The organism is Kitasatospora cinereorecta (genome assembly GCF_024172095.1).
Classification (GTDB): Bacteria; Actinomycetota; Actinomycetes; order Streptomycetales; family Streptomycetaceae; genus Kitasatospora; species Kitasatospora cinereorecta.
Genome location: NZ_JAMZDX010000002.1, coordinates 536146 through 560836 on the forward strand (window position 1 = coordinate 536146; position 24691 = coordinate 560836).

General features: G+C 72.2%; 20 protein-coding genes. 9 read left to right on the plus strand and 11 right to left on the minus strand.

The genetic code is table 11. The features are described from left to right. Positions 1-54: 54 nt before the first annotated feature. From FHR36_RS09330 to FHR36_RS09360, 7 genes are all read left to right on the plus strand, one after another. Positions 55-1788, plus strand: a complete 1734-nt coding sequence (locus FHR36_RS09330; RefSeq protein WP_253795607.1) for an ABC transporter substrate-binding protein — start codon at positions 55-57, stop codon at positions 1786-1788. A gap of 17 nt (positions 1789-1805) precedes the next feature. Continuing rightward, complete coding sequence (locus tag FHR36_RS09335; RefSeq protein ID WP_253795609.1) at positions 1806-2774, plus strand: ABC transporter permease; 969 nt, start codon at positions 1806-1808, stop codon at positions 2772-2774. After that, positions 2771-3760, plus strand: coding sequence for an ABC transporter permease (locus tag FHR36_RS09340; protein ID WP_253795610.1), 990 nt, complete (start codon positions 2771-2773; stop codon positions 3758-3760). The genes FHR36_RS09335 and FHR36_RS09340 overlap by 4 nt, the downstream gene beginning before the upstream one ends. Further along, positions 3757-4734 (plus strand): ABC transporter ATP-binding protein, encoded by a 978-nt coding sequence (locus tag FHR36_RS09345; protein WP_253795611.1) that lies wholly within the window; start codon positions 3757-3759, stop codon positions 4732-4734. Before FHR36_RS09340 ends, FHR36_RS09345 begins: the two co-directional genes overlap by 4 nt. A 62-nt stretch (positions 4735-4796) precedes the next feature. Further along, complete coding sequence (locus tag FHR36_RS09350) at positions 4797-5735, plus strand: ABC transporter ATP-binding protein (RefSeq protein ID WP_253796717.1); 939 nt, start codon at positions 4797-4799, stop codon at positions 5733-5735. 237 nt (positions 5736-5972) lie between these two features. Next, positions 5973-8321, plus strand: a complete 2349-nt coding sequence (locus FHR36_RS09355) for a collagenase (RefSeq protein WP_308199255.1) — start codon at positions 5973-5975, stop codon at positions 8319-8321. An 89-nt stretch (positions 8322-8410) separates the two neighbouring features. After that, positions 8411-10177 carry a glycoside hydrolase family 36 protein gene (locus tag FHR36_RS09360; protein WP_253795612.1) on the plus strand — a complete coding sequence of 589 codons (1767 nt, stop codon included), beginning with the start codon at positions 8411-8413 and terminating at the stop codon, positions 10175-10177. Between the two features lie 32 nt (positions 10178-10209). Here the strand turns inward: FHR36_RS09360 and FHR36_RS09365 are convergent, their stop codons facing one another. The 6 genes from FHR36_RS09365 to FHR36_RS09390 all read right to left on the minus strand — a co-directional run bounded on the left by FHR36_RS09365 (position 10210) and on the right by FHR36_RS09390 (position 17115). Beyond that, positions 10210-10584 (minus strand): hypothetical protein, encoded by a 375-nt coding sequence (locus FHR36_RS09365; RefSeq protein WP_253795613.1) that lies wholly within the window; start codon positions 10582-10584, stop codon positions 10210-10212. 44 nt (positions 10585-10628) lie between these two features. Then, positions 10629-11012 (minus strand): roadblock/LC7 domain-containing protein, encoded by a 384-nt coding sequence (locus FHR36_RS09370; RefSeq protein WP_308199324.1) that lies wholly within the window; start codon positions 11010-11012, stop codon positions 10629-10631. A gap of 88 nt (positions 11013-11100) precedes the next feature. Continuing rightward, positions 11101-11964 carry a transcriptional regulator gene (locus FHR36_RS09375; RefSeq protein ID WP_253795615.1) on the minus strand — a complete coding sequence of 288 codons (864 nt, stop codon included), beginning with the start codon at positions 11962-11964 and terminating at the stop codon, positions 11101-11103. Beyond that, a complete protein-coding gene (locus tag FHR36_RS09380) occupies positions 11964-12347 on the minus strand; it encodes a hypothetical protein (protein ID WP_253795617.1) in 384 nt (127 codons plus the stop codon). Before FHR36_RS09380 ends, FHR36_RS09375 begins: the two co-directional genes overlap by 1 nt. A 249-nt stretch (positions 12348-12596) precedes the next feature. Next, positions 12597-14930: an immune inhibitor A domain-containing protein gene (locus FHR36_RS09385; protein WP_253795618.1), complete on the minus strand. Its 2334-nt coding sequence runs from the start codon at positions 14928-14930 to the stop codon at positions 12597-12599. Between the two features lie 88 nt (positions 14931-15018). Then, complete coding sequence (locus tag FHR36_RS09390; RefSeq protein ID WP_253795619.1) at positions 15019-17115, minus strand: S9 family peptidase; 2097 nt, start codon at positions 17113-17115, stop codon at positions 15019-15021. An 89-nt stretch (positions 17116-17204) separates the two neighbouring features. Between FHR36_RS09390 and FHR36_RS09395 the strand changes: the two genes are divergently transcribed. After that, on the plus strand, positions 17205-18359 hold the full coding sequence (locus tag FHR36_RS09395) for an aminotransferase class V-fold PLP-dependent enzyme (RefSeq protein ID WP_253795620.1): 1155 nt from the start codon (positions 17205-17207) through the stop codon (positions 18357-18359). A 52-nt stretch (positions 18360-18411) separates the two neighbouring features. Here the strand turns inward: FHR36_RS09395 and FHR36_RS09400 are convergent, their stop codons facing one another. Both FHR36_RS09400 and FHR36_RS09405 read right to left on the minus strand, forming a co-directional pair. Beyond that, a complete protein-coding gene (locus FHR36_RS09400) occupies positions 18412-18741 on the minus strand; it encodes an ArsR/SmtB family transcription factor (protein WP_253795621.1) in 330 nt (109 codons plus the stop codon). Positions 18742-18789: 48 nt separating this feature from the next. Continuing rightward, positions 18790-19164 carry a hypothetical protein gene (locus FHR36_RS09405; RefSeq protein WP_253795622.1) on the minus strand — a complete coding sequence of 125 codons (375 nt, stop codon included), beginning with the start codon at positions 19162-19164 and terminating at the stop codon, positions 18790-18792. A gap of 459 nt (positions 19165-19623) precedes the next feature. On the opposite strand from FHR36_RS09405, the gene FHR36_RS09410 reads away from it, so the two are divergent. Continuing rightward, positions 19624-22452: a DEAD/DEAH box helicase gene (locus FHR36_RS09410; RefSeq protein ID WP_253795623.1), complete on the plus strand. Its 2829-nt coding sequence runs from the start codon at positions 19624-19626 to the stop codon at positions 22450-22452. A gap of 96 nt (positions 22453-22548) precedes the next feature. On the opposite strand, the gene FHR36_RS09415 is transcribed toward FHR36_RS09410, so the two are convergent. From FHR36_RS09415 to FHR36_RS09425, 3 genes are all read right to left on the minus strand, one after another. Further along, positions 22549-23577, minus strand: a complete 1029-nt coding sequence (locus FHR36_RS09415; RefSeq protein WP_253795625.1) for a sphingomyelin phosphodiesterase — start codon at positions 23575-23577, stop codon at positions 22549-22551. 211 nt (positions 23578-23788) lie between these two features. Then, complete coding sequence (locus tag FHR36_RS09420) at positions 23789-24187, minus strand: hypothetical protein (RefSeq protein WP_253795627.1); 399 nt, start codon at positions 24185-24187, stop codon at positions 23789-23791. Then, positions 24184-24618, minus strand: a complete 435-nt coding sequence (locus FHR36_RS09425) for a MarR family winged helix-turn-helix transcriptional regulator (RefSeq protein WP_253795629.1) — start codon at positions 24616-24618, stop codon at positions 24184-24186. The genes FHR36_RS09420 and FHR36_RS09425 overlap by 4 nt, the downstream gene beginning before the upstream one ends. Between the last annotated feature and the right edge of the window lie 73 nt (positions 24619-24691).

Consider the following 24691-nt stretch of genomic DNA (forward strand, 5'->3'; position numbering starts at 1 on the left):
CCAGGTCCGGGTCGGAAATCCCGTAGAGCGGCCCCCCTCAGCGCGGAGTTGCACATGAACAGGCGTACCCACGCCGCCCTCGCGGCGGCGATCGCGGCAGCACTGACCCTCGGCCTCGGCGCGTGCACCAGCACCGGCGGCGACCAGGGCGGCGACCAGGCGGGCGTGACCACCGAGGGCAACGGCATCATCGGCGGTACGCCGGTCAAGGGCGGCACCCTCACCATCCTGTCCAACCAGGACTTCGACCAGCTCGACCCGGCCCGCAACTGGACCATGCCGGTGATGGACGTCGGCGTCCGGATGCTCTACCGCACCCTGACCACCTTCAAGGCGGCCCCGGGCGCCGAGGGCCTGAAGATCGAGCCCGACCTCGCCACCGACCTCGGCACCCCGAGCGACGGCGCCAAGACCTGGACCTTCCACCTCAAGGACGGCCTCAAGTACGAGGACGGCACCCCGATCACCGCCGACGACATCAAGTACAACGTCGAGCGCTCCTTCTCGCCCGAACTGCCCGGCGGCCCCGACTACGCGGTCCGCTACCTCAACGCCCCCGACGGCTACCAGGGCCCGCTGAAGGGCGAGCGCCTGGGCAAGGAGGCGATCGAGGTCCCGGACGCGAAGACCATCGTCTTCCACCTCAAGCGCCCGGTCGCCGAGTTCGGCTACACCGTCACCCTGCCGACCTTCGCCCCCGTGCCCAAGGCCAAGGAGACCGGCGCCAACTACAGCAACCACCCGGTCTCCTCCGGCCCGTACAAGATCGAGACCTACGACCGCGGAAAGCGCATGGTGCTGGTCCGCAACACCTACTGGGACCCGAAGAGCGACCCGGTCCGTAAGGCGTACCCGGACAGGATCGTGGTGGACCAGACCCAGAAGGGCACCGGCATCGCCGAGCGGCTGATCGCCGACCAGGGCGACGACAGGAACGCCATCTCGTACGTCGACCTGGTGCCGTCCAAGATCAGCGAGGTGCTGACCAACCCGGACGTCAAGAAGCGCCTGATCAGCGAGAACGCCGGCTGCACCACCAAGCTGGACATGAACACCACCAAGGCGCCGTTCGACAACGCCAAGGTCCGCCTCGCGATGCAGTACGCGGTCGACAAGGAGGCGTTCGCCGCCACCACCGGCGGCCCGGCGTTCAACGACATCGCCACCACCTACCTGCCGCCGGTGCTCACCCAGGGCAACCCGATCGACCACTTCATGATCAAGCCGGCCGGCGACCCGGACAAGGCCAAGCAGCTGCTGACCGAGGCCGGCTTCCCGAACGGCTTCTCCACCGAACTGGTCACCTCCACCGGCGGCAAGGCCCAGGCCGAGGCGATCCAGGCCGCGCTCAAGCGGGTCGGCGTCGACGTCACCATCACCACCGTCGACCCCACCGCGGTCAACTCCATCATCGGCGACAAGGACAAGCAGCCCGGCCTCGCCAACCTCGGCTGGTGCCCGGACTACCCGTCCGCCGCCACCTTCCTGCCGATGATCTTCGACGGCCGCCTGATCAAGGACAAGGGCAACCAGGGCGACATCACCCGGTTCAACGACCCGGAGACCATCGCCGAACTCGACCGCATCGCCGGCATGAGCGACCTCCAGGAAGCCAACAAGGCCTGGGTCGCCCTCGACGCCAAGATCATGGACAAGTCGCCCGCCGTCCCGCTGACCTGGCAGAAGAAGCCGCTGCTGGTCGGCTCCAACATCGCCGGCGCCTACGCCCACCCGGTGTGGGCCGGCCAGATCGACTACGCGGTCATCGGCCTCAAGTCCGCCAACTAGCCGGGAGTCGAACCCAGATGACCGCCCCGCTCGCCACGGCCCCGGCCGGGGGAGCGGGAGCGGCGGATCCCGCCACCGACTCCGCCGCCCCCGCCTCGCCCTGGGCCCTCGCCCTGAGCCGGCTGCGCCGCCAGAAGGCCGCGATGACCGGCCTCGCCATCATCGTCTTCTTCGTCCTCGCCGCCCTGCTCGCCCCCGTCCTCACCGCGATCAGCGGCAAGGGCCCCGACGACCTCGACAAGAAGGCCGTCAACACCTACCTCGGCGGCCTGCCCCGGGGCAGCCTCGGCGGGATCAGCCCCCAGCACTGGCTCGGCGTCGAACCGCTGCTCGGCCGCGACATCTTCGCCCGGCTGCTCTACGGCGCCCAGATCAGCCTGCTGGTCGCCTTCAGCTCCGCCCTGCTGATCACCCTCATCGGCACCCTGCTCGGCGTCACCGCCGGCTACTTCGGCGGCCGGACCGACGCCGTGATCAGCCGCTTCATGGACGTCATGATGTCCTTCCCCAGCCTGATCTTCATGATCGCGCTGCTCTCGGTCGCCCGCGACGTCAACCGGCTGCTGCTGCTCATCGGCGTGCTCAGCCTGTTCGGCTGGCCCTACATCGCCCGCGTCATCCGCGGCCAGACCCTCTCGCTGCGCCACCGCGAGTACGTCGAGGCCGCCCGCGCCTGCGGCACCTCCAGCGGCCGGATCCTGCTCACCGAGATCCTGCCCAACCTCACCGGCACCATCATCGTCTACGTCACCCTCGCCATCCCCGGCCTGATCGGCGCCGAGGCCGCGCTGACCTACCTCGGCGTCGGCATCCGCCCGCCCACGCCCAGCTGGGGCCAGATGATCGCGGACTCGGTGCTCTACTACAAGGTCGACCCGATGTTCTTCGTCCTGCCCAGCGCCTGCCTGTTCCTGGTCGTGCTCGCCTTCACGCTGCTCGGCGACGCGCTGCGCGACGCCCTGGACCCGAAGGGCAGCCGCACATGATCGGATACCTGCTGCGCCGGCTGCTCGCCATGGCCGTCACCCTGCTGGTGATCTGCGCGCTCACCTTCGCCATCTTCTACCTGCTGCCCAGCGACCCGGCCGCCCAGTTCTGCGGCAAGGACTGCTCCGCCGAACGGATCGAACTCGTCCGCCAGCAGCTCGGGTTGAACGACCCGCTGGTCGTCCAGTTCGGCCGCTACGTGGTCGGCATCTTCGCCGGCCAGACCCTCGGCAGCGGCCCGTACGCGGTGCGCTGCGACTTCCCCTGCTTCGGCTACTCCTTCCAGAGCGCCCAGCCGGTCTGGGACCTGATGATGGACCGGCTGCCCACCAGCGCCTCGCTCGCCGTCGGCGCCGCCGTGCTGTGGCTGCTGCTCGGCGTCTCGGCCGGCGTCCTCGCCGCACTGCGGCGCGGCACCTGGGTCGACCGCACCGTGATGGTCACCACCATCGGCCTGTCCGCCCTGCCGGTCTACTTCATCGCGATGATCCTGCTCTACCTGGTCGTCACCGTCACCGGCCTGCTGCCCTACCCCCGCTACATCGCCTTCGGCGAGGATCCCGGCGGCTGGCTCGCCAACCTGATCATGCCGTGGACCACCCTCGCCGTCATGTACGCCGCCCTCTACGCCCGGATGACCCGCAACTCCGTCATCGAGACCCTGGCCGAACCGTACGTGCGCACCGCCCGCGCCAAGGGCCTGCCCGAGCGGCGCGTGGTCGGCAAGCACGGCCTGCGGCCCGCCCTCACCCCCGTCGCCACCATGCTCGGCATGGACCTCGGCGGCCTGCTCGCCGGCGCGCTGATCACCGAGTCGCTGTTCAGCCTCCCCGGCGTCGGCAAGCTCTTCGCCGACTCCCTCAACAAGGCCGACCAGCCGGTGATCATGGGCATCACCCTGCTCGCCTCCTTCTTCATCGTCAGCTCCAACCTGGTCGTGGACCTCGTCTACGCCTGGATCGACCCGAGGGCGAGGCTCGCATGACACTGCTCCAGGTCACCGACCTGTCGGTCGAGTTCGACACCGCCGAAGGCGTCGTCCGGGCCGTCCGCGGCGTCGACTTCACCGTCGAACGCGGCCGCACCCTCGGCATCGTCGGCGAATCCGGCTCCGGCAAGTCCGTCACCTCGCTCGCCGTCATGGGACTCCACCGCGGCGCCCGGATCGGCGGCTCCGTCCGCTTCGACGGCACCGAACTGATCGGCGCCCCCGAGGAGACCGTCCGCCGACTCCGCGGCCGCCGCATCGCCATGGTCTTCCAGGACGCCCTCACCGCCCTCCACCCCTACTTCACCATCGGCGACCAGATCGCCGAGGCCTACCGCGAACACCACGGCGCGAGCCGCAAAGCCGCCCGCAAGCGCGCCGTCGACGTCCTCGGCGACGTCGGCATCCCCGAACCCGCCCGCCGCGCCGGCGAATACCCGCACGAGTTCTCCGGCGGCATGCGCCAACGCGCCATGATCGCCCTCGCACTCTCCTGCGAACCCGACCTGATCATCGCCGACGAACCCACCACCGCCCTCGACGTCACCGTCCAGGCCCAGGTGCTCGACCTGCTGATGCGGCTCCAACAGGACCGCGGCCTCGGCATCGTCATGATCACCCACGACCTCGGCGTGATCGCCCGCGTCGCCGACGACGTCCTCGTCATGTACGGCGGCTCGGCCGCCGAACAGGCCCCCGCCGACCGGCTGTTCGCCGACCCCCGGCACCCCTACACCCGCGGCCTGCTCGACTCCCTGCCCCGCCTCGACGCCGGCGATGCCACCGAACTGCGCGCCATCCCCGGCAGCCCGCCCTCCCTGCTCGCCCCGCCCGCCGGCTGCGCCTTCCACCCCCGCTGCCCCGTCTACGCCCGCGAGCGCAACCCGCTGTGCACCGGCGACCGGCCCGCACTGCGACAGGTCGGCGACGCCCACCACAACGCCTGCGTCCTCGATGAGGTGACCCCGTGACCACCGGTGACCCCGCGACCGCCGTCGACGACACCCCGCTGCTCCGGGTCGAGGACCTGGGCATGACCTTCCCCGGCCCGCGCGGCGCCGTCCGCCGACTGCCCGGCGTCCGCGCCGTGGACGGCGTCAGCTTCGCCGTCCGCCCCGGCGAGACCCTCGGCCTGGTCGGCGAGTCCGGCTGCGGCAAGTCCACCACCGGACGGATGCTGGTCCGCCTCCTCGACCCCACCGCGGGCCGGGTCAGCTTCCGCGGCGAGGACATCACCCGCACCGCGCAGAGCCGCCTGCGGCCGCTGCGCAGCCGGTTCCAGATGATCTTCCAGGACCCGTTCGCCTCGCTCAACCCCCGGCAGACCGTCCAGCAGATCATCGCCGCCCCGCTCCGCGCCCAGGGCACCGCCCCGGCCGCCGTCCGCCGCGAAGTCCGCGACCTCGTCGACCTGGTCGGCCTCGCCCCCGAACACCTCGAGCGCTACCCCCACCAGTTCTCCGGCGGCCAGGCCCAACGCATCGGCATCGCCCGGGCCCTCGCCACCCGGCCCGAACTCGTCGTCGCCGACGAACCCGTCTCCGCGCTCGACGTCTCCATCCAGGCCCAGATCGTCGGCCTGATGGAACGACTCCAGCGCGAACTCGGCGTCGCGTACGTGTTCATCGCCCACGACCTCGCCGTGGTCCGGCACATCAGCCACCGGGTCGCCGTGATGTACCTCGGACGGATCGTCGAGATCGGCGAGAAGAACGAGGTGTACGAGCGGCCCGCCCACCCCTACACCAAGGCGCTGCTGTCCGCCGTCCCGCTGCCCGACCCGGCGGCGGAACGGGCGCGGGAGCGGATCGTGCTGCTCGGCGACCCGCCCAGCCCCGCGAACCCGCCCAGCGGCTGCACGTTCCATCCGCGCTGCCCCAAGGCGCAGGAGATCTGCCGCACGGAGCGACCCCTGCTCCGCATCACCGGGCCGACCGCGGGTCGGCAGGCCGCCTGCCACTTCCCCGAGTAGCTCACCCCTGGGGGCGCGAGGAACTGCGCTGCAGGCCACCGCTGACCGTCAGTTCTGGTCGATCGCGCTCAAGAGTTCGGGCCAACTCCTGGGGGCGCGAGGAACTGCGCGCCCAGCCATCGCTGACCGGAGTGCATGGTCGGTCGCGCAGTTCCCCGCGCCCCTGACGGTGCTGCCCCTGGGTGCAGTAAATCCCCCCACCTGCAAGGAATCCCCCACACCCCCTGAGGAGACCTCGTGTCGTCTCGTCGTACCGCGAGCACCCTGCTGCTCGCCGCCACCCTGGTCGCCGGGCTCGCGATGCCCGCGTCGCAGGCGTTCGCCGCCCCGTCGGTGACCACCGCCGCACCTACTCCTGCTCCCGCCGCCGATCCGACCGCGTTCGACGAGGTGGACCACCTCGGTACCGCCCCCGCGAAGACGGGTGCCGCGGCGCCCGCGCCCGGCGGCGGTTCGCTGGGCGACTCGATGAAGATCCCCGGAGCCCTGCCGGCCCGGGTCGGCAGCCCGGCCCCCACCGCCGCGCAGCTCGCCCCCGCCGGGCAGGCGGCCGCGGCGGCCACCACCGCGGCCGGGGTGCCGTGCACGCTGGACGGCATGACGGGCCTCGGCCCGGCCGCGCTGGCGGACTTCCTGGCCGACCCGGCCGTCACCGAGGACTGCCTGAAGGCGTTCCTGTGGACGTGGGACGCCCGGTACGCCACCACCATGGACGACGCCCACGTGCAGGCGGTCGCGGGGCGGGCGCGGCAGCTGGCGGGCGTCAACAGCCCCAACCTGTACCAGCTGTGGTACTTCCTGCACGCGGTCGTGTACCACGACTTCTCGCACGGGGAGATCGACGCCACCGACGCCCCGACGGTCGCGGCGATCCAGCAGGCGATCGACGCGTACGTGGCGGGCGGCCACGCCTTCGACTCCACCGAGGCGGCGGGCCTGGTGATGCGGGAGCTGGGCACCACCGCCACCGCGCCGGGCCTGCGGCAGAACAGCCTGGGCCTGGTGAAGCAGGTGCTGGCCCGGTTCGGTCCGGGTACGGCGCTCGGCAACAGCTGGGCGTGGGGCGGGGCGGCGCTGTCCGCGCTGAACATCAACTACCTGGGCATCGCCAACCGGGACCAGGCGTTCACGGACGCGGTCGCGGCGGACGCCGACTACCGGGCGGCGTTCCGGGCGTTCGCGTCGGCCGGCCACCTCACGGGCACCCAGAACGACTGGCTGGCCCGCGACGCCATGGGCGAGTACGGCCGGTTCGGGCAGATCCCGGCGCTGACGGCGGCGATCACCGGGGAGATCGGCAGCCTGCTGGACACCACCAGGGCGACGTTCGGCGAGTACTCGGCGCCGTGGATCAAGGTGGTCGGCTGGGCCAACACGTACGGCGTCTGCGCGCAGTACGGCGTGTGCAGCGCGCAGATCGAGGCCAGGCTGTTCCCCAACACCTACAGCTACGACAACGGCGCGATCGAGGTGCGGACCGCCCTCGACAAGGCCACCGTCGACCAGATGTACTACGCGTCCAAGCAGGTGAAGACGCAGTTCTTCCGGGTGCTGGGCACCGACGTCCCGCTGGCCGGGGACACCAACTCCACGCTCCACATCCACCTGTACGCCTCGCGCGCCGACTACGAGGTGTACCACCCGCTGCTGACCGGGATGAGCACCGCCAACGGCGGCATCTACATCGAGAACGGCGCCACCTTCTACACCTACCAGCGCCGGGTGCCGCAGGACTCCACGCTCACCCTGGAGGAGCTGTTCCGGCACGAGTACACCCACTACCTGAACGGCCGCTGGGCGGTGCCGGGTTACTTCGGCGACAGCCGCTGGTACGCCGGCGACCGGACCACCGCGATGGACGAGGGCACCGCGGAGTTCTTCGACGGCTCCACCCGCGACCAGGGCATCCTGGTGCGCAAGTCGCTGGTCGCCAAGCTCGCCCAGGACGAGGCGGCCGGCATCCCGCGGATGACCGTCGCCCAGATCCTGCACGCCAGTTACGACGACACCCCGGCGTTCCACTTCTACAACTACGCCGGCACGTTCTTCGAGTTCCTCTGGGCGCAGCACCCCTCGCTGCTGCGCGAGATGTACGGCTACCAGCGGGCCGACGACCCGGCCGGCTTCGACGCCTGGCGGACACGCATGGGCGCCGACGCCGCGCTGCAGCGCGAGTACTCGGACTTCCTGGACGCCCAGATCGCCAAGGTGGACCACCTGTACGTGCCCAGCACGGAGTTCACCCCCAACGGCTACCTGGACTACGCGTGGCCGTCCGAGGTGCAGGCGGCGTTCACCAGGACCGCCTACATGACGCCCAGCTGCAAGGACAACGGCGACTGGAACAACAAGCCGATGCGGTTCGTCTGTACGGGTCGGATCACCGCCAACCTGTCGAACGCGGCCGACCCGGACCAGGTGTTCAAGGACATGTCCGGCACGGTCGACTACTTCATCCTGCAGCGCACCAAGGACGCCGCCAACAACCTCAACGACATGAACTGCTGGTTCGGCAAGGTCGACATCTGGACCGACGGCCGGGCCGGCACCGCCGACTACACCTGCGAGGGCCCGCTCCGCCGGTAAGGGTCTGTCCAACTCCCGTACGGGCCAGCCGTCCTGACCGCTTCCGCGGCCGGCCCGTACGGGCACCACCGCACCCGAAAGGAACCCGCGTGACCGCGCTGACCTGGGACGGCTCCGCCCCGCCGTCCGGCCGTACCGAGACCTCCCGCACCGTCGACGCCGGCGCGCTCCGGCTGCGGGTCACCGCCGTCGGCTCCGCCGAGCCGCCGGAGGTCGCCGTGGCGCCGCACGGGGCGCCGGGGGTGTTCCTGCTCCGGGCCGGCTGCGCTCCGGGCGCGCGGCTGCGGGTGGAGTGGCGGCTGCCCTGCACCGGTGCCACCGCGTACTGGACGCCGACCACCGACTCCCGCTGGCTGCCGCCGTCCTGGGTGCAGCCCCGGGAGGCGTCGCTGCCCAAGGGCGCCCCGGTCGGCAGCCTGGTCGGGCCCGGGGACGCCGCGCTGTGCACCTTCGCCGTCGGCGAGGCGGTCCGCCCGGTGACCATCGGCGAGGGCGCGGTCGAGGAGACCGGGGCGTTCAGCTGGTGGGTGGAGCACGACGGCCCCGAGCTGCGGCTGCTGCTCGACCTGAGCGGACGCCACTTCGCCGACACCGTCCGCGCCGCGGCCGCCTGGTGGGCGGGCGCGCAGCCCCCGCGGACCGTTCCGGCGGCGGCGTTCGAACCGGTCTTCTGCACCTGGTACGCGCTCCACCTGGCGATGACCGCCGACGACGTGGAGAAGCTGGCCGCCCTCGCCGCACCGCTGGGCTTCCGCAACCTGATCGTGGACGACGGCTGGCAGACCGACGAGCGCTCCCGCTCCTACGCCACCACCGGCGACTGGCGGCCCGCGCCGGAGGGCTTCCCCGACCTGCCCGGGCACATCGCCCGGGTCCGTGCGCTCGGCCTCAACTACCTGCTGTGGTACGCGATCCCGTTCGCCGGGGTGCGCAGCGCCGCGGCCGGGGAGCTGGCCGAGCACACCCTCGCCCACCTGCCGCAGCTGGAGACGTGGGTGCTCGACCCGCGCAGCCCCACCGTCCGCGCCCACCAGGTGGCGCGGCTGGCGGCGGCCGTGGAGGAGTACGGCGCGGACGGGCTCAAGGTCGACTTCGTCGACACCTTCGCCCGTCCCGCCGATTCCGCCTCGCCCGAGGCCGACTGCCCGACCGTCGCCGAGGGCGTCCACCGCCTGCTCGCGGAGCTGGACGCGCGGCTGCGCGCAGCCCGTCCCGAGGTGCTGGTCGAGCACCGGCAGGGCTACGTCGGCCCGGGCCTGTGGTCGTACGCCACCATGGTCCGAGCCGCCGACTGTCCGCACAACGCGGCCGAGAACCGGGTCCGGACGGCGGATCTGCGGCTCACCGCCGGCCCGCTCGCCGTCCACGCCGACCCGCTGACCTGGCACCCGGAGGAGAGCCCGGAGCAGATCGCGGTGCTGCTGCAGTCGGTGCTGTTCGCCACCGCGCAGGTGTCGGTGGACCTGGCCGCCCAGAGCGAGGAGCAGCTCGCGGCCCTGCGGTTCTGGCTCGCCGTGATGGACGAGCACCGCGACCTGCTGCAGCGCGGCGGGCTGCGGCCGCACCGGCCGGACCTGGGCTATCCGGTGATCGAGGCCCGGTCGGAGCGGGCGCTCGCGTTCGGCCGGTACGCGCCGATTCCGCTGCGCGTGACCGGTGACTGGGAGCTGCTGCTGGTTGCCAATGCCGACCAGGACACCCTGGTCCGGCTGGACTTCGAGCGGCCGCCGGGCATCGTCTCCCTGGTGGTCCGAGACTGCCTCGGCGCGGTGGTGACGGAGGCCGAGGTCCCGGTGGACCGGACCGAGCTGTCCCTGGACGTCCCCACCGGTGGTCTGTTGACGCTGCGGCGGTGACGCGGGCGGCCCGTGGACCGGGCCGGAGTCGGTCAGACCTCCAGGTCGGCCTCGATTCGCTTCAGCTGGTGCCGGGCCATGGCCAGGTTGGCCCGGCCCCGGTCCAGGGCCAGGTAGAGGAACAGGCCCTTGCCGGAGCGTGCCGTCAGCGGACGGATCATGTGGTACTGACTGCTCAGGGTGATCAGGATGTCCTCGATGGCGTCGTTCAGCTTGAGCAGTTCCATCGCGCGGAGCTTGGCCCGGACGACGTCGGTGTTGCCGGCCGCCGCCACGTTCAGGTCCAGGTCGGGGCCGCCGCCCAGGACGCCGAGGGCCATTCCACTGTTGTAGTCGACCAGAGCGACGCCGACGGCGCCCTCGATCGCCGTCATGATTTCCTTGAGCGCGGTTTCGGTGGTGGCCATGATGATGGTGCCTCTCTCGTTCTTTCCTGTTGGGTTGGGGAAGTTCAGCCGCGGTCCAGCTCGGCGTCGGCGAGTGCGGCGATCCGCGCGCCGGCCCGGCGGGCCTCCAGGTGGAGACGGCCGACATTGGTCTCGGGTCCCGCCATCAGCGTCAGCACGGTGTACGCACCGGCCGCGTAGGTGGCGGTGTAGCCGCGTTCGCCGCGGGTGAGCAGCTCGCGGAAGCCGCCGTGGCCGGTCGCCTCGGTGAGCCGGGCGCCCACGCCCAGCGCGGCGGCGGTGAGCGCGGCCACGCTCTCGGCCTCCAGGCCGCTGGTGTCGTGGGCGACCACCAGGCCGTCGGTGGTTGCCACCAGCCCGCCGGTCAGATGCGGAATTCTGGCGCGCAGGCCGCGTAGTTCGGCCTGCACCTTGAGCTCGGGCAGCACGGTCGTCCTCTTCCCGGTGAACTGTCGCAAGGTCCGCTTCATGACTCGGTGGGCTGGGCGGGGTGGGCGGGGTGGGCGGGTGAGGTGGTCACAGAGCCTCCAGTGCGGCGCGTAGTCGGAGCAGCAGCCCCACCTCCGGGTCCGCGAGGTCGTGGCCGGTCGGGCCCGGCGGTGGCAACAGCACGTCGGGCAGGGTCTGTTGCCGCACCGGGGCCGGGGGCGGGGGAGGTGCGGCCGGCTGCGGACGGGCCTCCAGCAGGCCGGCGGCGGCCAACTGTCTGACGTCCAGCAGCGTGGCGTAGGTGGAGCGGCCGAGCATCCTGGCCACCTGGTCCACCGTCCGCTCGCCGTCGACGGCCCCCAGCAGGGCCTGGCACCGGCGCGGGGAGAGCGACAGCCGCCGGCACTGCGGGCCCGAGCGGTGCCGCAGCGGTGCCCGGTCCAGCTCGGCCGAGGGCCACACGCGGTCCAGCAGCGAGCGCCGTCGGCCGACCGCCCCGCGCAGCTGGTGCGCGGTCAGCGGACGGGCCAGCCGGAACGCCGGCACCGCTTCGGTGTCGAAGCGCAGCTCCCCGCCGTGCTGGGCCAGCGCGAAGTGCGCGGCGTCGAACAGCGCGGTGAGGCGGCACAGTTCGAGCTCGCCGTGGCCGATCTGGCCGGAGGCCAGCAGGTACTCGGCGAGCCGACCGCCGCTGAGCAGCAGCCCGTCCTCCCAGTCCTGCACGGTGATCCGCCCGCTGCCGGTGAGCAGCGTGCCGATGTCGGCCGCGGCGGGCGCCTCGGCGTGCACCACGGCTCCGTCCTGGAGGTGGACGGCGCCGTCCGGGCCGTGCAGGGCGCCGGTGGCGCCCTCGGCCGCGAGGTCGGTCAGCGCGGCCTCGAAGGTGGTGGCGGGCGCGCAGGTGGAGCGTCGGCGCCGGGGGAGCGGCGCCAGGATCACGGGATGTGGCATCAGACCAGCACCAAACGGTCGGCGATGGCGGCCAGTCGGATCCGGGCCATGGCGAGGTTGGCCTTGTCCCGGTCGAGCCGCAGGTAGAGGAAGACGCTGGTGTCGAACGGCGTGTCGACGAAGCGGATCAGGTGGTAGGCGCCGGCCGAGCTGACGATGACGTCCTCGGCGGGCGCGGCGCCGGTGTCGGGGTCGGCGAAGGACGGGGTCTGGGTGACCGCCCGGGCCAGCTCGGTGGCATCCGCCGCCCCGGCCTCGTGGTCGCCACCGGGCCCCTCGCCGGCCGTGCCGACGGCCAGCCCGCTGGTCCAGTCGACCAGGCTGACGCCGACGGCGCCGGTGATTCCCATCGCCTCCGCGAGGCACTCCTCGATACCCGGCACTTGACTGACTGCCCCTCCCCTTGCGCGGACACGGCGCGCCCCTGCCACCGCCATCACGTGCGGTAGTCTGACCGGGACGCAACGCTACCTTCCGCTTCCGGATGGGTCGAGGGATTCCCGCATATCCGTCGGGCATATGCCCGAATGCGCTAGGCTGCAGGCGAATCTGACTCCGGGTCAGACCCTTTCGCGCACGCCGACGGGGGTGCCGGGCTCGCGCCCCGCACCCCCGCCTCGGACGGTCCGGTCTCAGGAGGCCGGGCCCACCTTCACGGTGGTCAGCCGGCCGCCCTGGGTCTCGCGGACGACCTCGATCCGGGTGTTGGTGTCCGGAACGGCCACCGAGAGCTGCGGGGTCGCCGCATCGGTGTACACGCCGGTGTGGTCGTTGAAGACCGGCACCGCCGGCTCGGCCGGGACGACCGTCGCCACGCCCGCCTTGTGCAGGGTGAACGAGGTGGTCGGCTTCAGCGAGAAGGTCGCGTCATAGGTCTGCGACCGCGCGTTGGTCAGCGTCCCGTCCTGGAAGACCATCGGCTTGGGGTGTGCGTCGATCGGCAGGATCAGGCCGCCGCCCAGGTGGTCCTTGGTGTTGTTGTCGCCGTAGGAGGTGTCCCACAGCCACACCAGCACCCCCTCCTGGTACGGGTAGGTGTCGATGACGTTGGCCTTGCCGGTGACGCCGCTGTACCCGAAGTTGTACGGGCCGGTCTTGAGGAAGGCGCCGTAGCCGACGTACCGGCGGTTCTCCACCAGGTACGCCCGCGGGTGCTCCTTGACCGCGTCCTTGCCGTTGATCACCGAGAACCCGACCTCGGCCCAGCCGGCCGCGCCGTGCTCCGCGCCGTCCTCGACCAGGGTGGCGCCGTCGGCCGCGACCTTGACCGCGTCGATCAGCACGCCCTTGCCGTGGGTGTTGCTGTCGGAGGTGACGTGGAAGCGCACCTCGACCTGCCGGCCCAGGTAGGCGTCGAGCGGGATGTTCAGCTGCCGCCAGGCGCCGGAGGTGCCGGACAGGCCCGGGACCAGGGCGGAGGTGTTGCCGATCGGCGCCCCGTCCACGGTGCCCGGCAGCGCCTTCCAGCTCTTGCCGCCGTCGGTCGAGGCCTCGATCGTCAGGAAGTCGTAGTCCTGCTCGATGTCGTACCAGGCGGCGGCGGACAGCGACGCCGAGCCGGTGCGGCCGGTGAGGTCGACGGTGCGGCGCAGCGAGGCGTCCATGTTGTCGCCGGTGTCGCTCCACCACTGCGAGCCACCCTCGTACGGGTCGGCCAGTGTGGTGGTGGTCTTCCCCGGCGGCAGGTGGACCAGCAGGGCCTGCGCCTGGTCGGTGTTGTAGCCGCTGACGCCCAGCGCGTGGCTGGAGCGGGTGGCGGCCTGGCCCTCGTCGTAGTTGAGCCAGCCCAGTTGCAGCTTGCTCCAGGCGTCCAGGTCGCCCGGGTACTCGCCGGTGGAGTTCTTGCCCTTGCCCAGGTACGAGGCCGAGGACATCAGCGACCAGAAGTTGACGCCGTTGTCGCCGCCCGAGGTCGGGTAGAGGTCCGGCAGGCCGAGGTTGTGGCCGTACTCGTGGGAGAACAGGCCGACACCGCTGTTCTCGCCGGCCTGGACGTAGTCGTAGACGTACAGGCCGGTGTCGCCGACCGGTGCGCCGCCGATCCGGTCGCCGACCGGGCCGGTCTGCCCGGTGGGGTCGGGGAAGGTCCAACTGCGGTGCGCCCACAGGGCGTCCGCGCCCTGGGCGCCGCCGCCCCAGGTCTCGTCGACGCCGGCGTGCACCACGATCACGTTGTCGAGGTAGCCGTCCGGCTCGTCGAAGTTGCCGTCCTTGTCGTAGTCGTAGCGGTCCTGGACGTCGTACTGCGCCAGTTCCGCCTTGACGTCGGCGGCGGTGCGGCCCTTGGCGATCTCGCCGTCGTACCAGGCCTTGGTGGCGTCGCGGATGAACTCCTGCGCCTGGGTCCAGGCGCCGCCGCCCTGCGGGCCCTTGTTGGAGCCGTAGCGGGCCTCGTTCCACGGCACGGTCACCCAGTCGGTGACGGTGCCCTCGATGTCGTACCGGCCCGAGGACTGGGTGCGGTAGAAGTTGCGCATCGAGTTGGCGCCGGGCGTGTCGTCGAAGAACATCTTCTGGTAGAAGTCGCGGCTGAAGTCGCTCTGCCAGTAGGTGTGCGTGTCGTCGCGGCCCGGCTTGGTGATCCGGTTGTGCTGCGGGCCGGGCGTACCGCCGTAGCGGGGCTGGCCGTTGTAGACGGTGGTGTTGTCCACCTGGTCGCCGAACTGGGCGAGGATGACGAAGACCTTGTCCTTGCGCTGCTGGGCGAGTTGGACGTAGTCCTTGCCGACCTTGACGGTGGCGGGGGCGGTGCCCTGGGCGGTCCTGGCGACCGCGCCCTGGTTGACCTGCTCCAGGGCCTTGGTGCGCAGGGCCTGGCGCTCCCGCTCCTGCGGGGGCACCGGGGACGGGGGAGCCTCGCGGCCCTCGGCTCCCTGGGCGGCCGCCAGGGCGGCGGCGGCCGGGGCCGGCGCGGCGCCGGCGGGGGTGATGCTCACTGCTATGGCGCTGGTGGTCAGCGCAGCCACGAGGGCTACGGACAGTCTGCGCAACGGAACCTGTCCTTTCCGGACGGTGGGTGAAGTTGAGCGCCGGTAATATTTCACATGTCATCGGTCACATGGAAGGGGTCGCGCCCAACGCGTTCCGGAGGAACTCCAGCTCCAGCGCGGCGATCTGCTCCGTCCCGCCGTCCGGCGTCATGTGGCTCACCCCGGGCAGCGGCAGCACCGTGTGCGGACGGCCCGCCCGGCGCAGCGCCTCGGAGAGCAGCAGGGTGTGCGAGGGGTGCACGTTGTCGTCGGCCAGGCCGTGGATCAGCAGCAGCGGACGGGTCAGTGACGGTGCGTCGGGGATCAGGCAGTCGGCCAGGTAACCGTCCGGGTTGTCCTGCGGCAGGCCGAGGTAGCGCTCGGTGTAGGCGGTGTCGTACAGCCGGAAGTCGGTCGGCGGGGCGCCGGCGCTGGCGGCGTGGAACACGTCCGGGCGGCGCAGCACCGCGAGCGCGGCGAAGTAGCCGCCGTACGACCAGCCGCGCACCCCGACCCGGGCGAGGTCCAGGTCCGGGTGGTCGGCGGCGAGCGCGTGCAGCGCGGCCACCTGGTCGTCCAGCGCCACCCGGGAGAAGCGCCGGAAGATCGCCCGGGTGAACTCCGGCGAGACGTGCGGGGTGCCCCGGTTGTCGGTGGTGACCACGGCGAAGCCCCGGTCGGCCCACCACTGCTTGAGCTGCCAGCGCCGCGGTTCGCCCGCCACCGCCTGGTAGCCCGGGCCGCCGTAGACGTCCAGCAGCACCGGCAGCCGGGTGCCGGGGACGTGCCCGCGCGGGTAGACCACGGCGGTCGGCAGGCGGTGCTCGGTGACCCGGGCGAGCGCCGGGACCACCCGGTACGGGAGCGCGGCGGCGCGGTCGGCCAGCGGCAGCGCCGCGCCCTCGCGGTGCAGGGTGCGGCGGATCCCGTCCGGGGTGGCCGAGGTGAGCAGCAGCGTGCCGCCGGCGGCGGTCGCGCCGTGCACCCCGGGGCCCTCGCTGAGCCGCTCCAGCGCGCCGGTGTCCGGGTCGAGCAGGTCGACGTGCTGGTGGTACGGGTCGCCCTCGCCGGTCTCCAGCAGGACCCGGCCGAGGTGGGTGCCTACCACCCGGCGGACCTGGATCCGCTCGTGGTCAAGGATCTTGCCGTCCAGCGCCAGGCCGCGCGCGGCCGGGGAGTCGGCGGCGGTGAGCACCCGTCCGTCGGGCAGCCGCAGCGGGGTGCCGGGCAGCGGGTCCACCCAGAACTCGTCCTCGGTGCGGGAGAGTTCGCGGGTGGCGCCGGTCGCCGGGTCGGCCGTCAGCAGGACCACCGCCTGCTGCAGCCGGTCCGCCACGGTCAGCAGGATCTCGCCGTCACCCTCCCAGCCGGCGGCGGTGACGTACGGGAAGGCGGCGTCGTCCCAGCGCAGTTGGACGCGGCGGCCGTCCAGGCCGAGCACCCACAGCTGGACGTCCGCGTTGGGGCCGCCGGCCTGCGGGTAGGCGAACGACTCGGGGGCCACCTCGGGGTGGGCCGGGTCGGCGAAGTGCCGCAGCGGCAGGGCGGATTCGTCCACCCGGGCGGCCAGCAGGGCGGTGCCGTCCGGCGACCACCAGTGGCCGCGGGTGCGGCCGAGCTCCTCGGCGGCGGCGAACTCGGCGACGCCCCAGAGCGCACCGTCCCGTGGGCTGAGCGGCTCCGGCCCGGGGGTCACGTACAGCTCGCCGCCGGCGACGTACGCCACCCGCTGCCCGTCCGGGGCCGGGCGGGGGTCGAAGGCCGGTCCGGCCACCGGCAGTTCGGTGGTCTCGGCGCGGTCGGTCTCGGTGCCTTCGGTCTCGGTGCGGAACAGGCGGCCGTCCAGCGCGAAGACCGCCACCGAGCAGTCGGCGGTCGCGGCGAAAGAGCCGATGCCGGGCGCCCACAGCCGCAGGCGCTCGCGCAGGCGGCGCTCGGGGGCCGGGAGTTCGGCGACGGCGCCGGTGCGCCCGGGCACCAGCGCGACCGGGTCGGCGACCAGCCGCTCCGCGCCGTCGGCCGTGTCGAGCAGCCAGAGCCGCTCCACCGGGTCCTCGGGGCCGGTGGAGCGGAGCAGGAGAAGTCGGGCGCCGTCCGAGGAGATGGTGACGGCGCGCGGGGAACCATGGCTGAAGCGGCCGGTGCGGGCGCTCAGCGCGAGAAAGGGGTCGGTGTGGGTCACCCGCCGATGCTTGCCGCGAGCCCTGCCGTTCGGCTAGAAGTATGCAGTGTGAAATGTCACACAGCATCGGATTCGACCCTGGACCCGCGATGACCACACCGCTGCCCGGTACCGGCACCCTGTTCACCCTCGACCCGGCCGTCGCCCACCTCAACCACGGCTCGTACGGCGCCGTCCCGGTGCCCGTCCAACGGGCCCAGGCCCGCCTGCGGGCCGAGCAGGAACGCGACCCCGACGGCTTCTTCGCCGACCTGCCCGACCGGATCGCCCGGGCCCGCGCCGAGGTGGCGTCCGCGCTCGGCGGCGACCCCGCCCGGCTGGCGCTGCTCACCAACGTCACCGAGGGCGTCGCCGTCGTGCTGGAGTCGATCCCGCTCGCCGCCGGGGACGAGATCCTGGTGACCGACCACGGCTACGGCGCCGTCACCCGCGCCGCCGAGCGGCGGGCCGCCGAGACCGGCGCCGCCGTCCGCTGCGTCCGGCTCTCCCCGCACCTGGCGGACGAGCACGCGGTACGGGAGCGGGTGCTGGCCGCGGTCACCCGGCGGACCCGGGTGGCCGTGCTCGACCTGGTCACCTCGCCCACCGCCCGCGTGATCGCCGCCCCCACGCTGCTGGCCGCGCTCGCCGAGCGCCGGGTGACCACCGTGGTGGACGCCGCGCACGCCCCCGGAATGCTCCCGGTGGACCTCGGCGGCGCGGCCGGCGGCGCCGACTTCTGGGTGGGGAACCTGCACAAGTGGGCCTTCGCCCCGCGGGCCGCCGCCGTGTTGGCGGTCCGCGCCGCCTGGCGGCCCCGGGTCAGGCCGCTGATGCTCTCCTGGGAGCACGACCGCGGTTTCCCCGGCCGGGTGGAGTGGCGCGGCACCTGCGACTACACGCCGTGGCTGGCCGCCCCGGCCGGGTTCGCCCTGCTGGAGAAGCTCGGCGCCGAGCGCGTCCGGGCGCACAACGAGCAGCTCGCCGCCCACGGGCAGCGGCAGCTGGTCGAGCGGACCGGGCTGCGCCCGCTGCCGGCGACGGCGGGCCTGGCGATGCGGGCGGTCCGGCTGCCGCCCGGCGTCGCGGAGAGCGAGCACGCCGCCAAGGCCCTGATGGTGGCGGTGCAGCGCCGGCTGTCGACCCGGATCGCGATCCGGCCCTGGCCCGGCGGCGGGGTGCTGCGGATCAGCGCGCAGCTGTACAACCGGCCGGACGAGTACACCCGGCTGGCCGACGGGCTCGCCCACCTGATCACCCGCTGACCCGGCCGCGCGCGCGGCCGGGTCGCCCGTCCCCACCCGGACGGGCCGGTGGTCAGTCGGCCGCGCGCAGCTCGGCCAGCAGGATGTTCTGGTCGACCAGCACCTCGGTGAGGATCCGGCGGGCGACCCGCAGCAGGTCGGCCACGTCGGTACTGGCCATCGCGTACACCACCGTGGAGCCCTCCCGGGTGGCGGTGACCAGCCCGGCCCGGCGCAGTTGGGCGAGCTGCTGGGAGAGGCTGGACGGCTCCACGTCCAGCTCGGCCAGCAACTCCCGGACCGGGGTGGGACCCGCCTGCAGCAGCTCCAGCACCCGGATCCGGACCGGGTGGCCCAGCATGCGGAAGAACTCCGCCTTGGCCTGGTACAGCGGTAGGGGCATGCCCGCTCCTCCCTCCTCCTCGACGGTCCGTCAGCCGTCGCCCGGCCGTCAGACTTCGAGGGCGGCCTCGATGCGCTTGAGCTGGTGGCGGGCCATGGCCAGGTTGGAGCGGGTGCGGTTGAGCGCGAGGTAGAGGAACAGACCCCGGCCGGTCTGCGTGGTCAGTGGTCGGATCAGGTGGTACTGGCTGGTGAGGCTGATCAGGATGTCCTCGATGTCGTTGTTGTGGAGATTGAGCATCTCCATGGTCCGCATCTTGGCGCGGACCAGGTCGGTGTTGGCCGCGGCGGCGACGTTCAGGTCGATCTCGGCGCTGTCGCCGAGGGTGCCGAGGGCCATGCCGCTGCTGTAGTCGACGAGGGCGACGCCCATCGCGCCCTCGATGGACATGGCTTCCTTCAGTGACATCTCAAGGTTTGCCATCAGGTCCTCCTGTCGTGGCGGGGTCGGTGCTCCGACTGTAGGAAGCGGACCCATCGGATATGACTGTTGATCAGAAGAGACCGAATCTGGATCAGAGTCGATCGTCCACTGTCGTTTCCGCGACCACATGAAGACATTTGCAACTCAGGATGTGAACGATCGCCGATCCGGACGCTCACCCTCCGCGTCCGCCCGGCCGCGCCGGGTGCCCGTCCGGGGGTGTCCCGGAGGCGCCCGATCGCCTGCCGGCCGTCCGCCGGCCGTCTCCGGATAAATGGGTGCTATCGATGTCAGTCCATCCGGGTAATCTCAGGCTGAGATGCTCGATCACCACTTCAACCACATCAGCTGCGCCCCGTCGCCCCACCGGGCAACGGCCCCGCAGCCGCAGGCGTCGCCGTCTGCGCCCCCGTCCAGCCCCATTCACGGGAAGACCAGGTGACGCCGGTGGAAAGCCCCATGCCCGATGAGCAGCTCAGCCCCGCCGAGGCCTACGCCGCCGCCCGGCAGCGCGCCAAGGAGGAGGCCACCGCGCTCCACGGCTTCCAGCAGCTGTACGACTTCCCGCTCGACCCGTTCCAGCTGGAGGCCTGCCGCGCGCTGGAGGCCGGCGAAGGCGTCCTGGTCGCCGCGCCCACCGGCTCCGGCAAGACCATCGTCGGCGAGTTCGCCGTCCACCTGGCGCTGGCGGGCGGCCGCAAGTGCTTCTACACCACGCCCATCAAGGCGCTGTCGAACCAGAAGTTCGGCGACCTGGTCAAGCGCTACGGCGCCGCCAAGGTCGGCCTGCTGACCGGCGACAACAGCGTCAACGGCGACGCCCCGGTGGTCGTGATGACCACCGAGGTGCTGCGCAACATGCTGTACGCCGGCTCCAGCGCCCTCGACGGCCTCGGCTACGTGGTGATGGACGAGGTCCACTACCTGGCCGACCGCTTCCGCGGCGCGGTCTGGGAGGAGGTCATCATCCACCTCCCCGAGTCCGTGGTGCTCGCCTCGCTCTCCGCCACCGTCTCCAACGCCGAGGAGTTCGGCGACTGGCTGGACACCGTCCGCGGCGGCACCCGGGTCATCGTCTCCGAGCACCGCCCGGTCCCGCTGTGGCAGCACGTGATGGCCGGCAACCGGATGTACGACCTGTTCGCCAACCCGGACCGCGACGGCCGCCCCAAGGACGCGCCCCGCAACCCCGCCAAGGCGGTCAACCCCGAACTGGTCCGCCTCGCCCGCTCCGAGCAGGACCGCGGCGGCCGCGACCGGTTCCAGCGCGGCCGCGGCCGCTCGATGCCCGCCGGCCGCCCCACCCGGATCTGGACCCCCGGCCGGGTCGACGTGATCGACCGGCTGGACGCCGAGGGACTGCTGCCCGCCATCACCTTCATCTTCAGCCGGGCCGGCTGCGAGGCCGCCGTCCAGCAGTGCCTCTCCTCCGGCCTGCGGCTCAACCGGGACGCCGAGCGCGCCCAGGTCCGGCAGATCGTCGAGGAGCGCTGCGCCGACATCCCCGACGAGGACCTGCACGTCCTCGGCTACTTCGAGTGGCTGGACGGCCTGGAGCGCGGCATCGCCGCCCACCACGCCGGCATGCTGCCGCGGTTCAAGGAGGTCGTCGAGGAGCTCTTCGTCAAGGGCCTGGTCAAGGCGGTCTTCGCCACCGAGACCCTGGCGCTCGGCATCAACATGCCCGCCCGCTCGGTGGTCATGGAGAAGCTGGTCAAGTGGAACGGTGAGACCCACGCCGACATCACCCCCGGCGAGTACACCCAGCTCACCGGCCGGGCCGGCCGCCGCGGCATCGACGTCGAGGGCCACGCCGTGGTGCTCTGGCAGCGCGGCCTCGACCCGGAGGCGCTGGCCGGCCTCGCCGGCACCCGCACCTACCCGCTGAAGTCCTCCTTCCGCCCCTCGTACAACATGGCGGTCAACCTGGTCGGCCAGTTCGGCCGGCACCGCTCGCGGGAGCTGCTGGAGACCTCGTTCGCCCAGTTCCAGGCCGACCGCTCGGTCGTCGGCATCGCCCGGCAGGTGCAGCGCAACGAGGAGGGCCTCGACGGCTACCGCGAGTCGATGACCTGCCACCTCGGCGACTTCGAGGAGTACATGTCGCTGCGCCGGCAGCTCAAGGAGCGGGAGAACGACCTGGCCCGCGAGGGCTCCAGCCAGCGCCGCGCCGCCGCGATCGAGGCGATCGAGCAGCTCAAGCCCGGTGACATCATCCACGTGCCCACCGGCAAGTTCGCCGGCCTCGCCCTGGTCCTCGACCCCGGCCTGCCGCCGGTCTCCCGGGGCGGCCGCACCACCCGCCACCCCGACTACCAGGAGGGGCCGCGCCCGGTGGTGCTCACCGCCGAACGCCAGGTCAAGCGCCTCGCGATGATCGACTTCCCGTACCCGGTGGCCGCCGTCGACCGGATGCGGATCCCCAAGTCCTTCAACCCGCGCAGCCCGCAGTCCCGCCGCGACCTCGCCTCCGCCCTGCGCACCAAGGCCGGCCACGTCGAGCCCGAGCGCTACCGCCGCGGCCGCGCCGCCGCCGCGGACGACCCGGAGATCAGCCGGCTGCGCGCCACCCTGCGGCAGCACCCCTGCCACGGCTGCGACGAGCGCGAGGACCACGCCCGCTGGTCCGAGCGCTACCACCGGCTGCACCGCGACACCGAACTGCTCGAGCGCAGGATGCGCTCCCGCACCCACACCATCGCCCGCACCTTCGACCGGGTCTGCGGCCTGCTCGCCGACCTCGGCTACCTCAGCGGCGACACCGTCACCGAGGACGGCAAGCGGCTCGGCCGGCTGTACGGCGAACTCGACCTGCTCGCCTCCGAGTGCATCCGCGAGGGCGTCTGGAAGGGCCTAGCCGCCGCCGAACTCGCCGCCTGCGCCTCGGCGCTGGTGTACGAGGCCCGGCAGTCCGACGACGCGACCGCCCCCCGCGTGCCGGAGGGCAACGCCAAGACCGCGCTCGGCCACATGATCCGGATCTGGGGCCACCTGGACGCCCTGGAGGAGCAGCACCGGATCTCCACCGCCGAGGGAGTCGGCCAGCGCGAGCCCGACCTCGGCTTCGCCTGGGTCGCCTACCGCTGGGCGCTCGGCCACAACCTGGACTCCGTCCTGCGCGACGCCGACATGCCGGCCGGCGACTTCGTCCGCTGGACCAAGCAACTGATCGACGTGCTCGGCCAGATCCAGGACGCGGCGGGGTCCGACCCGGAGCTGCGGAGCACCGCCCGCAAGGCGGTGGACGGGCTGCGGCGCGGGATCATCGCGTACTCGTCCGTGGGGTAACCACTGGGGGCGCGGGGAACTGCGCGACCAGCCATCGCTCTACCTGAGCGGTCGGCCGGTCGCGCAGTTCCCCGCGCCCCTTATGGGTTCACGTCATCAGTTGAGCTGGAAGGTCGCCTCGACCGGGTAGTGGTCGCTCGGCGCCTTGGTGTCGGCCTGGCCCGTGGTCCAGCCGGCCTGCGGGTCGAAGTCGATCTTGACGTTGGACATCGCGGTCGGCACCGGGCGGCCCGGGGCGTTCAGGTAGCCGATGTAGTCCAGGTCGTCCCGGTAGTCCTTCGGGAAGGTCTCGACGCCCGACATGTACTGGCACCACGCGGAGACGGCGCAGTCCATGGTGGTGTAGGTCTGCGCCGGGTCGGTGGCCGGGGTGCCGAGCACGCCGCCCGCCGCGTTCTGCGCGTTGGCGTAGTCGCCGCGGGCCTGGCCGTGGAAGTACTCCACGTTGAGGTCGCCGCCGATCAGGACCGGCGCGCTGCTTCCCGCGATCCCGTTGACCCAGCTGCGGATCTCGCCGAGCTGGGCGAGCCGGGTGGCCTGGGTGGTGTCGGTGGAGGTGCCGTCCTCGTCGGCCTGGAGGTGGGTGCCGACCACCCAGCTCTTCACGCCGCCCTTGTCGATCTGGACCAGCGCCGCGCCCTTGTTGGCGTGGTAGTCCCAGGTGCCGTACGTCGAGTTGGAGAAGACGTGGGCGTACTGGGCGGCGATCGGGTACTTGGACAGGATCATGGTGCCGCCGTTGATGACGAACCACGAGTTCGAGCAGTTGCCGCTGATGCCGTTCCAGCCGCCGCCCGAGCAGGTCTGGCCGACCACGGGGGTGTGGTACGGGTAGACGTCGCCGAGCTTGCTGATGATGTCCGAGGTCGAGGTGTTGTTGAAGTTCTCGTCCAGGATCACCACGTCGGCGCTGTGCTGACGGACGATCTGCTCGATGACCGGAGTGCGCTGGGCAGCCTGCTCGTGCTGGGTGGAGTCGACGATCGGGGTGCCGAGGTCGACGTTGAACGCGAACACCGAGAGGGTGGTCGGAGTCTGCGCGGTGGCCGAGGGCGCGGTGCCGCTGAGCAGCAGCGCGGCGGCGGCTGCCGAGGTGAGGGCGGTGGCCGTGCGGCGCGAGAGCATGGGTACTCCTGATAGTGGGTCAGCCCGATTACCCGGATCTGCGCATGACAGGTCCGGGGCATGACGACGGGAACCCTAGCTACCGGCCGGTACGGTGCGGGGAAACGCGGGAGGATCAGTTGCGATCGATCTCGTGTCGCGAAGATGTCTGTACAGCAGCCGCCAGGATGTCTGTACAGCTCGCGGCAGGTTGTCTGTACAGGTCCGGTCCTCAGGCCCAGGGGAAGGGCGCCAGGTCGGGCTCCACCCAGCCGGTCCTCGCCGCACTGCCGGCCAGCGTCTGCGGCCGGTAGAAGCGGTCCAGCAGGTGCTTGTCGAGCAGCTCGGGGTGGTGGGCCGCGAAGGCCTCGAAGTCCTCCTCGCCGCCCAGATGGTGACCTACCAGCTCGACCCAGGCGCGGGTCGTCGTCAGGTGGAACTTGCCCGGCGCGCCGGCGTTCGTGGCGGTGCACCGGATGCCCTCGCCGACCAGGTCGACCGCAGCGGTCGTCCCGTACCGGCGGACCGCCAGCCAGGTCAGCTGCACGTGCTGGCGGTGGCCGAAGCGCTCCGCGCCGGCCATCACCTCGCGCATCAGCTCGGTGAACGCGGGCGGGGGTGTGTCGTTCATGCGGAGGCCTCGGTCAGGGCGCGCAGCGCGGCGTGGAAGCCGGCCAGCTCGGCGGGGGAGAGGCCGCCGAGGGCGCGCCGCTCCAGGTCGGTCAGGGTCTGCCGGATCGTCCCGGCGGTCATCCGGCCGGTCGGGGTCAGCTCGATCAGCACCGAACGCCGGTCGCCGGCGCGGCTGCTGCGGGTGATGTGCCCGCGCCGCTCCAGCCGGTCCAGCACCCCGGTCAGGGTCGTCGGCCGGCTGCCGACCGCCGCGCCCAGCTCGGACACGGTGCGGCCGCGCCCGTCGGCCAGGTTGGCGAGCGCATTGATCTCGGACGCGGTCAGGTCGAGGTCGACCAGCTCGGCGGCGATCAGCTGCAGCGTGGCATGGGTCGCGCGCTGCAACGCGAGCAGCGCGGGCTGCTCCGATGGAACGGATTCGGACTTCACGCTTTCGGATACTACGGTTTCGTAGTATCGATACGCAAGCCGCTCCAATCCTCGCGATCACGGTCCGGCGGGC